This window comes from Streptomyces sp. HSW2009 (assembly GCF_040240285.1).
Taxonomy (GTDB): Bacteria; Actinomycetota; Actinomycetes; order Streptomycetales; family Streptomycetaceae; genus Streptomyces.
In genome coordinates this window covers 42,688-57,824 of the sequence record NZ_JBEHZD010000002.1, presented here as the reverse complement: position 1 = coordinate 57,824, position 15,137 = coordinate 42,688, and the positions used below count along the sequence as shown (strand labels likewise).

General features: G+C 73.5%; 7 protein-coding genes. All 7 read right to left on the bottom strand.

Annotated features, from left to right (window positions below; all coding sequences use genetic code 11):
- Positions 1-135: 135 nt before the first annotated feature.
- The gene (locus tag AAHZ94_RS00430) at positions 136-1,491 is read right to left on the bottom strand and encodes a DHA2 family efflux MFS transporter permease subunit (protein ID WP_349989778.1); all 1,356 of its coding nucleotides are present in this window, start codon (positions 1,489-1,491) and stop codon (positions 136-138) included.
- A 466-nt stretch (positions 1,492-1,957) separates the two neighbouring features.
- Positions 1,958-2,734: an ABC transporter ATP-binding protein gene (locus AAHZ94_RS00425; RefSeq protein WP_349989772.1), complete on the bottom strand. Its 777-nt coding sequence runs from the start codon at positions 2,732-2,734 to the stop codon at positions 1,958-1,960.
- Positions 2,731-3,672, bottom strand: coding sequence for a FecCD family ABC transporter permease (locus AAHZ94_RS00420; RefSeq protein WP_349989777.1), 942 nt, complete (start codon positions 3,670-3,672; stop codon positions 2,731-2,733). The genes AAHZ94_RS00425 and AAHZ94_RS00420 overlap by 4 nt, the downstream gene beginning before the upstream one ends.
- A gap of 107 nt (positions 3,673-3,779) precedes the next feature.
- Entirely contained in the window at positions 3,780-4,811 is a 1,032-nt protein-coding gene (locus AAHZ94_RS00415) for a FecCD family ABC transporter permease (protein WP_502964549.1), read from the bottom strand.
- Positions 4,808-5,800, bottom strand: coding sequence for an ABC transporter substrate-binding protein (locus tag AAHZ94_RS00410; protein WP_349989771.1), 993 nt, complete (start codon positions 5,798-5,800; stop codon positions 4,808-4,810). The genes AAHZ94_RS00415 and AAHZ94_RS00410 overlap by 4 nt, the downstream gene beginning before the upstream one ends.
- 404 nt (positions 5,801-6,204) lie before the next feature.
- Complete coding sequence (locus AAHZ94_RS00405) at positions 6,205-7,053, bottom strand: siderophore-interacting protein (protein WP_349989770.1); 849 nt, start codon at positions 7,051-7,053, stop codon at positions 6,205-6,207.
- A 917-nt stretch (positions 7,054-7,970) separates the two neighbouring features.
- On the bottom strand, positions 7,971-14,618 hold the full coding sequence (locus tag AAHZ94_RS00400; RefSeq protein WP_349989769.1) for a non-ribosomal peptide synthetase: 6,648 nt from the start codon (positions 14,616-14,618) through the stop codon (positions 7,971-7,973).
- Between the last annotated feature and the right edge of the window lie 519 nt (positions 14,619-15,137).

The following is a 15,137-nucleotide window of genomic DNA, read 5'->3' as shown; positions in this document are numbered from 1 at the left end:
CCCCCCCCCGCCCCCCCCCCCCCCCCCCCCCCCCCCCCCCCCCCCCCCCCCCCCCCCCCCCCCCCCCCGCCTTTTCGCCTCACGGGCCTCACGGGCCCTACGGAGCGGGGTGGGACCGTGCCAGGGCGCCGGCGGTCATCTGCGCTTGGCCTGGGTGTGCGGCAGCCGGGTGGCTCCGGTCGCGGCGAGCAGGCAGCAGCCGATCACCCACCAGAAGGTGTCGCCGAAGGCCCAGCCGATGGCGGCGCCCCGGGCGTCGAGACGGCTTTGCAGCACCACCGCCAGCACCGCGGTACCGACCGAACCACCCACCGTGTTGAGCAAGTTGAGAGCCCCGGCCGCGCGGGGTATCTGGGTGGGCTCGATGCGGCTGTAGACGATGTTCATAACCGGCGCGCCCACCATGGCCATGCCGATGCCGCGTACGGCGAGCGCCGCGGCGATCACCGTGTCGGACGGCTCGTGGCCGAGTTGGGTGAACGGGAACGTGCCCACCAGGATCAGTCCGATGCCACCCACCACCAGGGTGCGGGGCGCCACCCGGTCGATGGTGCGGTTGACCAGCACCGCCCCGGCCGCGGCGCCGAGGCCCTGCGGGGCGAGCAACAGTCCGGCCTGCCAGGCGGAGAGGCCGCGCCCGGTCTGGAAGTACAGCGGGAGCAGGAACATCGTGCCGAACACCGAAGCACCCAGCACCAGGAGGGCGAGGGCGGCGGCGCCGAACGGCGGCCGGGTGAACAGGCGCGGGTCGACCAGCGGCGTGCCGCGGGTGCGCAGGCCGTGCACGGTGAACCCGACGAGCATGGCGAGCCCGGCCACGATGCCGACCGTCGCCGGGAGCCTTCGCCCGTGCGCGACCTCGGTCAGCCCGAAGACGAAGACGGCGAGCCCCGGCGAGAGCAGCACGGCCCCGCGGAGGTCGAACGGTGCGCGCCGCTGTGCGGGCGGCACCTCGGGTACGTACCGCCGGGCGAGCAGTACCGCGACCGCCCCGATCGGCAGGTTGATCAGGAACAGCCACGGCCAGGAGGCCGCGGCCAGCAGCGAGCCGCCGGCCAGCGGCCCGAGCACCGGCGACAGCATCGGGACGACCGCCACGATGCTGATCACCCGACCGGTGCGGGTGGGGCCCGCGATGCGGGCCAGGAGCGCCTGGCCGGTTGCGGGCAGCAGGCCACCGCCGAGGCCCTGGAGTACGCGGAAGGCGATGAGGCTGGTGGCCGACCAGGCCAGTGCGCACAGCGCCGAACCCAGCAGGAACACCCCCACGGCGGCGAGCCAGGTGCGCCGGCCGCCGTACCGGTCGGCCAGCCAGCCGGACGCGGGCACGGCGGCCACCACGGCCAGCAGATAGGCGGTGGTGACCCACTGGATCTCGGTGAGGGAGGCGTCGAACTCGTCCGTCAGGGTGTCGATGCCGACGCTGACGATGGTCGCGTCGATCGTGGCCATGAAGGTGCCGAGCACCAGGATGAACGCGATCCGCAACAAGGACGCGTCGACTCGGGCAGGCGGCGGAGCAGGCCCGGTCGACGGTGCGCCCGGGGTGGCCCCGGCTGCTGGTGTGGCCCCGGGTGCTGGGGCGGCTGGTCCGGTCTCCGCTGTCGGTATGGCTGGCACGGCCCGTTCGGCCGGCGCGGACCGCGCAGCCGGTACGTCCGGAACCTCCAACTCGCCCGTTCTGCACGGGACTTCCAGCCCACCCGACTCGCGTGGGACTTCCAACCCACCGGGACCGTCCGGCGTCTCCAACCCATCGGCCCTGTCCGATACCTTCGACCCACCTGGCTCGTGTGGTGCCTCCAACCCACCTGGCTCGTGCGGGTCTTCCAACCTGCCAGGCCCGTCGGGGGCATCCAACCCACCAAGCTCGTTCACGCCGTCCGGATCGCCCGGTCCATCCGGGTCGCCCGGGTCGCCCGAGCCGTTCGGACCAACTGTGCGCACGATGCTCTCCTCACAGGGTGGGAACGACCATGGGCGTGCCCGCCACCGGGTCGGGGACGATGACGCTCGGCAGTCCGAAGACGTCCTGGATCAGCTCGGCGTCCACGATGTCCGTGGGGTCGCCCTCGGCGACCACCCGGCCGTCCTTCATGGCGATGAGGTGGTCGGCGTACCGGCACGCCTGGTTGATGTCGTGGAGTACGGCGATGACCGTACGGCCCTGGTCGCGCAGTTCGGCCAGCAGGCCGAGGAGTTGGTACTGGTGGGTGATGTCCAGGAAGGACGTGGGTTCGTCGAGCAGCAGGTGCGGCGTCTGCTGGGCGAGCACCATGGCCATCCACACCCGCTGGCGCTGGCCGCCGGAGAGTTCCTGCACCGATCGGTCGGCGAGGTCGGTGACGCCCGCGGCGGCCATCGCGTCGGTGACGGCCGTCTCGTCCTCCTTCGACCACAGGGCCAGGAACGACTGGTAGGGGAAGCGGCCCCGGCCCACCAGTTGCCGCACCTTGATGTCCTCGGGCGCCTGCGGGTCCTGCGGCAGGAAGCCGAGTTGCTTGGCCAGCGCCTTGGCCGGATAGTCGCCGACCTCGCGCCCTTCGAGTTCCACGCGTCCCGCGGTCGGGCGCAGCAACCTGACGCAGGCGCGCAGCAGGGTGGACTTGCCGCAGCCGTTGGGGCCCACGATGGCGGTGAACGCGGCGTCGGGGACGTCGATGCTCAGCCCGGTGGACACCACGCGGTCTCCGTAGCGCAGGGTGATGTCCCGCGCCGTCAGGCGTGCGCTCACGCCCGCCTCACCTCCTTGGTCAGCAGCCAGATCAGATAACAACCACCGATCGCGGTGCTCACCACGCCGACGGGGAGCGCGACCGGCGCCAGCAGCATCTGGGCGAGCAGGTCGGCGCCGAGCAGCAGCACGGCCCCGGTCAGGGCGGCCGGCAGTAGCGGTACGCCGGCCGCGCCGGCGAGGCGGCGGCCGATCTGCGGTGCGGCCAGCGCGATGAACGCGATGGGTCCGGCGACGGCGGTCACGGTGGCGGTGCAGCCGACGCCGACCAGCACCATCAGCAGGCGCAGCCGGGCCAGGCCGACGCCGGTGGTGGCGGCGACGGAGTCGCCGAGCGCGGCCTGGTGCATGGCGTGCGCCTGGGTGGCCATCAGGGCGAGCAGCACGGCGATCACCGGGAAGGCGATGCCCACGTCTTCCCAGCCGATGCCGTTGAGGGAACCCGCGCTCCAGCCGACGGCGGCGATCGCCACCTCCAGGTCGGCGCGGAGCACGATCCAGGAGTTGACCGCGGTCATCATCGCGTTCAGGGCGATGCCGATGACGACCAGGCGCAGCCCGGAAAAGCCCCGGTCGAAGGAGAGCGCGTAGATCACGGCGGCCACCAGCAGCCCGCCGAGCACGGAGCCGACGGCGAGTTGCGCGGAGGTGCCGGACAGCACGGTGAGGGCGACCAGGGCGCCGGTGTACGCGCCGGCGTCGAGACCGATCACGTCGGGGCTGCCCATCGGGTTGCGGGTGAGGTTCTGGAAGACCGCCCCGGCCACGCCGAGCGCGGCGCCGAAGACCAGGCCGGACAGTACCCGCGGCAGCCGCCACTCGGAGATCACCACGGAGGGCTCCGCCCCGCTCAGCGCGGCGAACACCTCGCCCGGGGTGGCCCAGGAGGCCCCGTAACACAGTCCCAGCAGGGACAGGCCGAGCAGCAGCATGGTCATCACCGCGGTGAGCACCAGAGTGCGGCGCCCGATGTGCAGGCCGAGCGCGCCGGGCCCGCGTGCGCCGCGCAGCCGCCGTGGCTGCGCGCCTTGTGTGTCGTACGCGTTCACAGTGACCCCGCTCCGTAGCGGCGGACGGCCCAGATCAGCATCGGGCCGCCGAGGAAGGCGGTCACGATGGCCACCGGCACCTCGCCGGTCGGCAGCAGCACGCGCGAGCCGATGTCGGCGACGAGCAGCAGGATCGGGCCGAGGACCATGGTGTAGAGGATCAGCCAGGGCACGGAACCCGCGGCGGGTCTGCGCACCAGGTGCGGCACGATCAGGCCGACGAACAGGATCGGCCCGGCGATGGCCGTCGCGGCCCCGCTGAGCACGGTGATCAGCAGCAGCGCCAGGGCGCGCACCCGGCCCACGCCAGCGCCGAGCGTCTGGGCGACGTTCTCGCCGAGCGCCAGGGCGTTGAGCGACCGGCTGAGCAGCAGCGCGCCGAGCAGGGACAGGCCGATGGCGGTCAGCGGGACGGCCAGCGGCGCCTGTTCGCGGGCGGCGAGGGAGCCGACCGACCAGAAGCGGTAGACGTCGAAGACCTCCGGGTGCGTCAGGCGCAGGCCGAGGCCGACGCCGTTCAGTACCGCGGTCAGGGCCACGCCGGTGAGCACCAGGCGCAGCGGCGATCCCCGTCCGACCGCCGCGACCAGCAGTGCCGCGATCACCGAGCCGACGATCGCCCACCCCAACTGGCCGCCCTGCCCGGCGGCGAGGCCGAACCCGGCGCCGAGGGTGATGGCGAACCCGGCGCCGGCGGTGACGCCGAGGATGCCGGGTTCGGCCAGCGGGTTGCGAACGGTCGTCTGGATGAGCGCGCCCGCCACGGCCAGGGCGGCGCCCACGGCGATGGCGAGCAGCGCGCGGGGCGCCCGTACGTCGCGGACGATCACGTGTTCTTCGGTGCCGCGGTAGGCGAACAGGGCGCGCAGCACCTCGACCGGCGGCACCGCGCGGGCACCGATGCCGATGCTGAGGAGGGCGACGGCCGCCAGCAGCGCCAACCCGCCGATCAGCAGGCCGAGTTGGGGCAGCGACCGGGCCCGCCCGGCCGCCGCCTTCGCACCGGGCACCGGGCCTGCGGTGGTCACCGCTTCAGCAGCGGCGCGAGTGCGGTGTCGACCGCGTCCAGCGTCTTCACGGCCTGCCCGTAGGTGGCGGCCTCGGTGTAGCGGAGCGGGAAGGTCTTGCCCGCCTTGACGGCGGGCAGGGTCTTCCACAGCTTCGAGTCCATGACGTACTTGACGGACTCGGGGAGGCTGCCGTCGGGCTTCACGGAGTAGGTGATGACGTCGGCGTCGCGGAGCGAGGCGGGGAGTTCCTCGATCGAGGGGTACTCGCTGACCGACTGCGAGCCCGGGCCCTTCTTCTTGACCTGGCCGTAGTAGGTGACGCCGAGGTCCTGGGCGATGTTGGTGCCCCAGGAGTCGCTGAACTCGCGCTGGAAGGTGCCCTTGGCCGCCTCGCCGTACGAGCCGACGTGGCCCGCCTTGAGCTGCGGCAGCACGGCCTTGTACTTGGCGGCGAGCGCGGCGGCCTTGTCCTCGTACGCCTTCTTCACGGCGTCGAACTTGGTGAGCGCGCCGGCGGCGTCGGCCTGCTGGTGGGACTGCTTGCGCCACATGTTCGGCACGGTCGGGCCGATCGCCACCACCGGGGCGATGGACTCAAGCCGCTTGACGTCGATGTCGCCGAGTACGGGGGCCGGCACGCCGATGACGATCAGGTCGGGCTTGGCCTCGGCGATGGCCTCGTAGTTGGTCTCGGTTGCCAACTCGCCGGCGATCTTGGGGAGTTTCTTGTACGTGGCGAGGTCCTGCTCGTTCATCAGGGGCTCGCCGCGCTTCCACGACGAGATGCCCACCAGCGGCGCTTCGGCTTCGATCAGGGCGGGCACGGCGTAGCCGGTGGCCACCACGCGCTTGGGCTTCTCCGGGATGGTGATCTTGCCGTTGTCGGCCGCAAACACCCGGGTCTTGCCCTGCGCACCGCCCGACTTGCCGTCGGAGGAACCGCACCCGGTCAGGGCCAGGGCGAGCGCCACGGCACCTGCCAGGCAGGAGGTTCTACGAAGGGACATGGGGTACTCCTCGGTGTGCGTTTCGGGGGATTTCGGGGGTGCCGGGTTGTTCGGGGTGCCGGGTGGCTTGGACTTTCGGGCGCGGCGGGGTTCCGGGTGTGCCGGGGTTGCGGGCGCGTCCGGGCCGTCGTGCGTGTGGGGCTTGTGCGGGGGCGGGGTGGCGGTTCTCCGGGGTGTGCCAGGGGGACCGTTGTTGGGTGTGTTGGCGGGGACGCGCCGGGGTGTGCCGGCGGAGTGGCCGGGTGTGCCGGCGGGGCGGGGACGCACCCGTGGGGTGATGGGGTGTGTCGGCCCGGGACACCGACGACGGGGCCACTATCGGCCCGCCGGGCCACCCGTTCGGCTCCCCCCGCCGTCCCTCCACCCGACCGCCGGGCCACCCACACAGCCCGCGCGTCCGCAGATCAGTGGTCGTCGTCGAAGTCGGCGACGCCCCGCTTCCAATAGCCGGTGATGTCGTGGTCGGCCCGGTCCAGGCCGAGGACGTCGCGGGCCCACCGGCGCAGTGGCTTGATCTGGCCGGCCTCGCCCGCGGCCCACAGGTAGAGCCGTTCGCCGGGCGGCACGGTCACCGCGGTCACGGCCCGGGCGAGGGCGTCGCCGGTACCCGGCGGGCGCTCGCCGCGGTGCAGCCAGTGCACCTCAATGCCGGCGGGCGCGGTCAGGGGGATCTGTTGGGTGGCGTCGGCGACTTCGACGAACGCCCAGCCGCGGGCGGTCGCGGGCAACTCCTCCAGCCAGCGGGCCAGCGCGGGCAGTGCGGTGATGTCGCCCGCGAGGAGGTAGCGGTCGTAGCTGTGCGGGACGATCAGGCCGCCGGGCGGGCCCGCCACGTGGATGACGTCGCCGGGCCTGGCCCGCTCCGCCCACGCCGATGCGAGGCCGCCCTCGTGCGGGGCGACGTCGATGTCGATCTCGCCGGTGGCCGGGTCGTACCGGCGCACCGTGTACTCGCGCGAGGTGGGCGACGGCCGCGGCCAGTTCAGCACCAGGCCGTTCGGTTCGGGCAGCCGCAGCGTCCCGTCGGGCTCCGGGAAGAGCAGTTTGACGTGTTCGTCGGGCGAGTGCGCCTCGAACCCCGCGGTGCCTGGGCCGCCCAGGGTCACCCGCAGCAGCCCGGTGCCGACCGGCGCGGTGCGTACCACCTCGGCCTGCCTGATCCGGATCGGATAGGCCACCTTCTCACCCTGTCGACCGGCCCTGACCTGGGCTATTCGCTCCAGGTGGCGGTCCCGGAAGTCCTCCCGCGTCATGCCCGACCTCCCGTCAGAAGGGTCGCGTGGCGGGCCCACTCGGGTCGCGGCGCGGTGGCGGCACGGCTCCGGTTGCTGCGCCGCTCGCCGCGTACCGACGTGGGACCGAACCGGTCCCGGGTGCCGCGCGGCGCGGGCCCGACATGCTCGCGCGGCCCTATCGCGCCCGGGCGCTCGGGGTCGGGCGGCGAGGGGTGGTTCATCGCATGGCTCCTGCGGAGGTCGGCGCCGGTGGCGCGGGGAGTGCGGTGGTGCGGGAGGGGCTCCGACGCAGTCGGATGTGGCCGACTGGCGCCGCGTACGGGTCGTGATGGCGGATGCGGTCGGCGCCAGCGCCGACCGTCGGGGCCCGCACTCCGGTGGCGGGCATCGCACGGTGCCGGCCGGCGCCGACTGCCGTACGCGGCACGTCGACTGCCGTACGCGCCCCGGCCGGTGCGGCCGATGAACGCGCCGGTGCCCCGCCGTACGCCACTACGACCGGTCGGCCCGGTCCCCCGCCTCGCATGTCCCCACACCCCCCGCTCGATAGGTAAGGCTAACCTAAACAACTACGCGGAGTGAATGCAAGCACCCGCCGATCTCCACGGCCTCGGGCAATGCGCCCCGGCTCGTCACGTTGTGTCACGGACTCGCGGGTTATATGTGCCACGGGACGGCGCTCGGGCCCGGCCGCAAGCCTCGATGGGTACAGGCAGACGCCAAGCCCGAGGCCGCCCCATGCGCCTCCGGACGCACAACGGCCGGCAGGGGCTGGCCACTTGACGGCCACCCCCTGCCGGCGGCTGTGTCGACGCGCCCGACGGCCACCAACCCACGGCCATCAGCACACCGCGGGAGGTCACTCACCCGTCGGGCTCCCACCCCGTCAGGTCCGCACCTGGCCAGCCCCGCACCGGATCAGGTCTCCACCGGGATCAGGCCCCCGCCGGGCCGGGCAGGAAGCCGGTGCGCACGAAGTACTCCAGATAGCGGGCGAACAGTTCCTCGTTCACCGGCGGGCAGTCGACGCCGGTGCCCGCGAGTGCCTGTCGGGTGGCCGTGGTGTCGAAGTGGATGCCGCCCTCGGACCCGCCGTCCTCCGTCTCCGCCGCCAGGGTGCTGAGCAGCGGGAAGGCGGCATTGTCCGGGTCGGCCTGGATGCGCTGCAACCACTGTGACGGGGTGACGTCGACGAGGCGGTAGCCAGCCCCGCGCAGCCAGCCGACCACCACGTCGAGGCGGGTCAGGCGGCCTGCCGCCAGATGGAAGGTGCCGGAGGTGGCCTGCGGCTGTCGGGAGAGGGTGACGACGGCCCCGCTGACGTAGTCCACCGGCGCCAGGTCGAACGCGGTGTCCACCCCGGCGGGCGCCGCCCCCGCCTGGATGCACGCCTTGAGCAGCAGCCAGAGGAAGTCGCCCGACTGGCAGGCACCCGATATCGAGTCGCCGAAGATCCGGGTGGGCCGGTAGACGGAGACCGGCAGCCCGCGCGCCCTGGCCTCTTCGATCAGCCCCTCGGCCACCCACTTGCTCTGGGTGTAGCCGTGTTCCAGGGCGGCGGCCGGGCCGATCGGATGCCCGGCGTCGACCGACCGCTCGCCGGCACCAGCACCAGCACCAGCACCAGCACCAGCAGCGAACACGCCGACGGTCGAGACATGGTGGACCGGCACCGTGCGGTGCCGCGCGGCCAGCCGCAGCACCTCTTCGGTGCCGCGCACATTGGCGTCGCGCAACTGGGCGTACGAGAACACCAGGTTGACCGCGGCCCCCGGGTGGTAGACGGCGTCCACGGTACGCGCCAGTCGGTCGAACTCCCTATCTGTCAGCCCGAGTTGAGGCTTCGCGAGGTCGCCGATCAGCACCGTGGTGCGCTCACGCGGCAGCCCGTCGGCCAACCCGTACCGCCGCAAGGTGGTCCACAGCCTGTCGGTGGCGTGGGCCCGGTCCTCTCCGCGGACCAGGCAGTACACGTGGGCTTCGGTCCGTAGCAGCAGGTCGCGCAGCAGGAAGGCGCCGAGGAAGCCGGTGGCGCCGGTGAGCAGGAGTTGCCGGGGCGTCTCGGCCACCGTGTCGACCACGGCGGCCGGCACGATGTCCGGGGCCAGGCGCACCTCGGCCGCCAGGTCCGGCGTCTGCGCGGACGGCGCACCGGTGTCGTCGAGCAGCCGGGCAAGGCCCGCGACGGTCGGTGTGGTGAACACGGCCCGCAGCGGCACGGAGGCACCGAGCTCCGTGCGCAGGGCCAGCACCAGGCGGGTGGCGAGCAGCGAGTTGCCGCCCAGTGCGAAGAAGTCGTCGTGGACGCCGATGCCCTCCAGGCCGAGCAGCCCGGACCAGATCAGCGCAACGTGCCGTTCCTTCGGCGTGCCTGGCAAGTCGGTGGGCGCGGCGGCGGGGGCCTGGGGCCTGCGGGTGGCCAGCGCGGCCCGGTCGGTCTTGCCGCTGGCGGTCAGCGGGAAGTCGGGCAGGGCGATGCAGTGCGTGGGCACCATGGCGTCCGGTAGCCGGCTGCGCAGCGCGGCGACGACCGTGGCCGGCGCCGGGGCCTGCGGGCCGGCCAGGTAGTAGCCGATGAGCAGGTTGCCCGTGCCGCCACCCGGATCGTGCGCCACCACCACGGCGTCCGCGACGCCGGGCACGGCCCGTAGCGCCGCCTCCACCTCGCCCGTCTCCACCCGGTGACCGCGGATCTTGACCTGGTCGTCGGCGCGTCCGCACCACTGGATGCGCCCGTCGGGCAGATGTCTGGCCAGGTCCCCCGTCCGGTAGAGCCGACCCCCTTCGGCGCGGAGGAACTTCTGCTCGGTCAGCTCGGGGCGGCCCAGGTAGCCGCGGGCGAGCACCGGGCCCGCCACGCAGAGCTCCCCCACCGCGCCGATCGGAACCGGGCGCAGCCTCCTGTCCAGCAGGCGTATTCGCGCCCCGGTCAACGGCCTGCCGATGGCGGGCAGTTGAGGCCAGGTGGACGGATCGGGTGGCAGCAGTTCGGCGGTCACCACATGGGTCTCCGACGGTCCGTACTGGTTGTCCAGGGTGGCCGTGCTCAGCTCGGCGAAGAAGCGGCGCAGCGCCGGTGTGGCGTGCAGTTGCTCGCCGGCGGTGATGACCTCGGTGAGGGTGGGGCAGCGGCGGTCGGTGGCGCCGGCGTACTCCACCAGTTGTTGGAGCGCCACGAACGGCAGGAAGAGCCGCTGGACGCGCTCGGCGTCGATGAGGTCGAGCAGTTCCGCGGGGTTCTTCCTGACCTCGTCATCGACCAGGACGAGCGTGCCGCCGGTGCCCCAGGTGCTGAAGAGTTCCTGAAAGGCGACGTCGAAGCTGAGGGAGGTGAACTGGAGGGTACGGGTGCCGTGGCTGGCGGCGGAGCGGTCTGCCTGCCAGGCCAGCAGGTTGGCAAGTGGCCCGTGCGGCATGGCGACGCCCTTGGGGCGGCCGGTGGAGCCCGAGGTGTACATCAGGTAGGCGAGGTCGTCGCCGGTGACCGGGGTGCGGGGGTCGCTCCCGGTGGCGGGCACCTCGTCGATGAGACAGTGCGCGGTGCCGGCCGGAAGGTGCGTACGACCGGCCAGCGACCGCTGGGTGATGACCACCTTGACGCCGCTGTCCTCGGTGATGAAGGCGGTCCGCTCGGCCGGATAGGCCGGGTCGATGGGTACGTACGCGCCGCCGGCCTTGAGCACGCCGAGCACGGCCACCGGCAGGTCGAAGGAGCGTTCCACGCAGACGCCGATGGGGGTGCGTTCCCACCCCTGGTCGACCAGGTGCGCGGCGACCGCGTCCGAGCGGCGGTCGAGTTCCCCGTACGTGAGGTCGCGCCCGCGCCAGCGGACGGCGGGGGTGTCGGGATGCCGCCGGGCCCACCACCGGAACCCCTCGTGCGCGAGGACACCGGCCCCGACGGCCGGTGCGGTCCCGACGGCCGGTGCGGTCCCGGCGGCCGGCGCGGTCTCGGTCCCAGCGGCCGGCGCGGTCCGCTCCCAGCTCTCGATGCGGTCCTGCTCCTGCCTCGGCAGCAGCTCCAACTCCCCTACCGGGCAATCCGGTTCGGCGACGGCCGCGGCGAGGAGGGTGCGCAGGCGTGCGGCGAGACGGTGCACGGTGGCCGCGTCGAACAGGTCGGTGGCGAACTCCCACAGCCCGCGGTAGCCGTCCCCGTCCGGGATGAAGTGGAGGAAGGAGTCGTACTTGGCGGTCCCGGAGTGCACGTAGCGGCGCTCGGCGACCACGCCCGGCAGGTCCACGTGCGGCGCGGGGGCGTCGTCCAGCGTGAAGACGACCTGGAACAGCGGGAAGCGGCTCAGCGTTCGCGACACACCCAGCGCGCGCACCAGATGGCTGTACGGCGCGTCCTTGTGCCGCACGGCCGACCAGGTCGCTTCCTTGGCGCCGGCGACGACCTCCAGGAAGGACGCGTCGGGCGCGGCGGCCAGGCGCAGTGGCAGCACATCGGCCAGGCAGGCGACCATGTCGACCGTCCCGGGGTCGTCGCGGCGGGAGATCGGGGTGCCGAGCACCATGTCCTGCTGGCCGGTGTGCCGCCCGAGCAGCACGGCGAGCGCGGCGGCCAGCACCGCGAACGGGGTGGTACGCAGTCGCCGGCCGAGCGCCCGGACGTCGCGCCCCAGTTCGGCATCGATGGCGAACTCGATGCGGTCGCCGCCGGCGCCGAGTACGGCGGGGCGCGGCCGGTCGGTCGGGAAGGTCGACTCCTCGGGCGCGTCCGCGAGGTGCCGTTCCCACCAGGCGAGCGCAGCGGCCCGAGCCGCTGCACCGCCCGTACGCCGGGCAGTCGCGTACGGGCCGAGTTGCAGGCGGGGCCCGGGCAGCGGCGGGTGGTCCGCGCCCACGGCCTGCCGGTAGAGCGCGCTGAACTCGCGGTCGAACAGGCTGAAGCACCAGCCGTCGATCACCGCGTGGTGCACACACACGGCGAGCACGGCTTCACCACCCGGCTCCCCGCCCGGCCGTCCCTCACCTGTTTCGTCACCTGTTTCAGTGCCTGACCGTCCCTCGTCCGCCTTCTCACCCACCTTCTCGTCCGCCCGCGTCTCGTCCGTGATGCGCAACAGCACCGCCCTGAGCAGCGGCGGCCGGTCGAGGGCGATCGGTCGGGACGCGGCCGACACGGCCGCGTGCAGTGCGGCGTCCAACCCCTCACGGGTGACGTCCCGGACGGTGAGCGGGACCGGCATCGGGTCGCCGACCTGCTGCACCGGCCTGCCGTCCAGCAGCACCAGCCGGCTGCGCAGGCTCTCGTGTCGCGCCACGATGCCGTCCAGGGCACGCTGTACGGCGTCCACGTCCAACGGGCCGCGCAGCGTGTTGACCCAGGACTCCAGATAGCGCGAAGTCCCTTCCTGGACAAGGTCGTTGAGCCAGATCGACTCCTGTTCGTAGGACAGGGGGAAGGTGCGCGGGGCGTCGGGCGCGGCGGCGGGCGCACGGGGCACGGCGGACGTGTCGCCGCCGGTGGTCCGGGCCGAAGCGGGTACGGGCGTGGGTGCGGGTACGGGCGTGGGTGCGGACGCAGGCGCGCTGAGGTCGTGCAGCAGCGCGGCGTGGTCGAGCTTGCCGTTCGGGGTGCGCGGCAGCGCCCGGCGCCGGTGGACGCTGGTCGGCAGGAGGTAGGGGGGCAGGACGGCCGCCAGCGCCGCGCGCACCGCCTCGGCGTCGTCGCCCGGCGGGTCGCCCCCGGGGTTGCTCAGGGGGCCGCCGGGCGCGCCGGCTTCCGGAGCAGCGACCGTGGCGTTGGGCGCACCAGTGGACGGAGCTGCGGGCGTGTAGAAGAGCACCAGCCGCTCGTGGCCGCCGTCGGGCCGCGGCACCGGGACCACGGCGCAGTCCCGTACGGCGGGCAGCCGCCGGGCCGCGGCCTCCACCTCGGCGGGCTCGACCCGGTGGCCGGCGATCTTCACCTGTCGGTCGGTGCGGCCGAGGAAGTGCAGCACTCCGTCCTCGTCCAGCCTCCCCCGGTCGCCGGTGTGGTAGAGCCTGGTCGGGGCACCGTCGATCGCCAGGGTGACGAATGAGGCGGCGGTGGCCGGTTCGTCACCCAGGTAGCCGGTGGCCAGGCCGGTGCCTGCGGCACAGATCTCGCCCTCGGCCCCGGCGCCCAGCGGCGTGTCCCCGGCCAGCAGGTGCACGGTCGTACCGGGTACGGGCCGGCCGACCGGAATGCCCTCGGGGCGCTCGCAGTCGGCCGGGGTGACGGTGTGCGCGGTAACGAAGACACAGCTTTCGACCGGGCCGTAACCGTTGACCAGCCGGATGTCAGGGTGGGCCGTCAGGAAGGCGCGGGCATGGGTGGTGGAGAGGCGTTCGCCGCCGGTGAGGACCTGGGTGAGGCCGGTGAAACAGGCTGGGTCCTCGTCGACGAAGAGGTTGAACAGGCTGGCGGTGAGCCAGAGGGTGTCCACACCCTCGCCCGCCGTCAGTTCCCGCAGGTCGGCCGGGAGTAGATAGTCCCCGGTCACCAGCACCGAGGTGCCGCCGGTGGTGAGCATGCCCCACAGTTCGAGGCCGAACGCGTCCCAGGAGGCGGGCGCGGCCTGCGGCATGACCCGGCCAGGACCGAAGTCGGCGAAGTCGGCCGTCGCGAAGAGCCGGGTGGTGGCCTGGTGCGGCGCCACCACACCCTTGGGCGTCCCGGTGCTGCCCGAGGTGAAGAACACCGCGGCCGGCGCCGTGTGCGCCACCGCGACCGGCACCGTACGGGCGGGCCGCGCCGCTGCCGCATCCCGACGGAAAGCGTCCGGGTCCCAGGCGTCCGGGTCCCAGGCGCACGGGCCCGGCGTGCGGGTGACCACGACCGGTGTGTCGAGGGCCCCGGTGACCGCGGCGATGCGCGCCGCCGGCCAGCGGGGATCGAGGGCCGCGTAGGCGGCGCCGCACTTGAGGACCGCGAGCAGGACGAGGACCAGCCGCGGCGAGCGCGGCAGCACGACCGGCACCACGTGCCCAGGGCCTACCCCCAGGTCCTTCAGGGCGGCGGCGTACCCCTCGGCGAGCGCGTCCAGCCGCCGGTAGCTGATCCGCTCGGCGCCGCTGACCAGGGCGGTGGCATCCGGACGCAGCAGCGCCTGGCGGCTCACGGCCTCGTGGATGAGCCGGGTGTCGAGCCGCTCCCCTTCGGTGCGTATCTCGTGCGACGGCGGTTGCCGTTGCTCGACCGGGTGGTGTGGCGGGGCCGGGGCGCGGGAGGGTGTGTACGGGTGGGAGTTCGCGGGGTTGGACGCAGGGCTGGCGCTGGGGTTGGTGGTGGCACCGGTCGCGGAGTCGGCCGTGGGCTCGGTCGCAAGGCCGGTCGTGGGGTTCCGCTCGCCGTCAGGGTGACGGTTCGCGATGGCGACGGCCGTACCGAAGCCGCCGATGGTGTCGTGGTCGAACAGCGCCTGCGGGGCGACGGCGATGCCCCACTCGGTGCGCAGTCGGGCGCAGATCCGCACGGCGTGCAGCGAGGTGCCGCCCAGGTCGTAGAAGTTGTCGTCGATCGTCAGGCCGTCGGTCTGGAGGACGGAGGCCGCGATCTGAAGGACGGCCCCGGGCAGGGCACGAAGGTCGCCAGGAGAGTGAGGTGACATGCGAGGAACTTTCGGTTGCGCGCGATGGGACGGGAGTGGGGTCGGCTTCTCGTAGGGACCGGTGAGAAGCCGCCGACCTGCCGTCGGTCCACGACGGGCCGCGGGGTGTGGTGGAACCGGCCGTGCACCGGCCGCTCCGAGCCCCGCGAGCCGGCCCGGCTCCCTGATCTCGTACTGATCTCGGATCAGTACGGTAAGCAGATGACCGCGAGTGGGGCGGTAGGCGTGGCCGCCGCGGCCCGGTCGGCACCTGCGCGGTGGCGGTGGCCCCGGCCGCCTGCGACGGGCGGCGGTCGGGTCGGACACTGGCCAGGTTACGTGCCCGCGGCGTACCGGGATTCTGACCCGGGGCCAGGAAAAGGGGCGACAACCCCCGGTGTGTGCACTGCGCTTCGGGGCAGCGGAAACGGGCATTCCGGGCCCCGTGGCCGGGTGGTCGGGCGGCCTGGGCGTCGGGCAGCCCCGCGGTCCGCGGGCGTGCGAACGGCCGGCCGGGCACAGGTCCCGACCGGCCGAGGT

Coding starts and splice junctions, on each gene's coding strand:
- AAHZ94_RS00420 (WP_349989777.1), bottom strand. CDS start 3,672: ATGACCATGCTGCTGCTCGGCCTGTCCCTGCTGGGACTGTGTTACGGG.
- AAHZ94_RS00410 (WP_349989771.1), bottom strand. CDS start 5,800: ATGTCCCTTCGTAGAACCTCCTGCCTGGCAGGTGCCGTGGCGCTCGCC.
- AAHZ94_RS00405 (WP_349989770.1), bottom strand. CDS start 7,053: ATGACGCGGGAGGACTTCCGGGACCGCCACCTGGAGCGAATAGCCCAG.
- AAHZ94_RS00400 (WP_349989769.1), bottom strand. CDS start 14,618: ATGTCACCTCACTCTCCTGGCGACCTTCGTGCCCTGCCCGGGGCCGTC.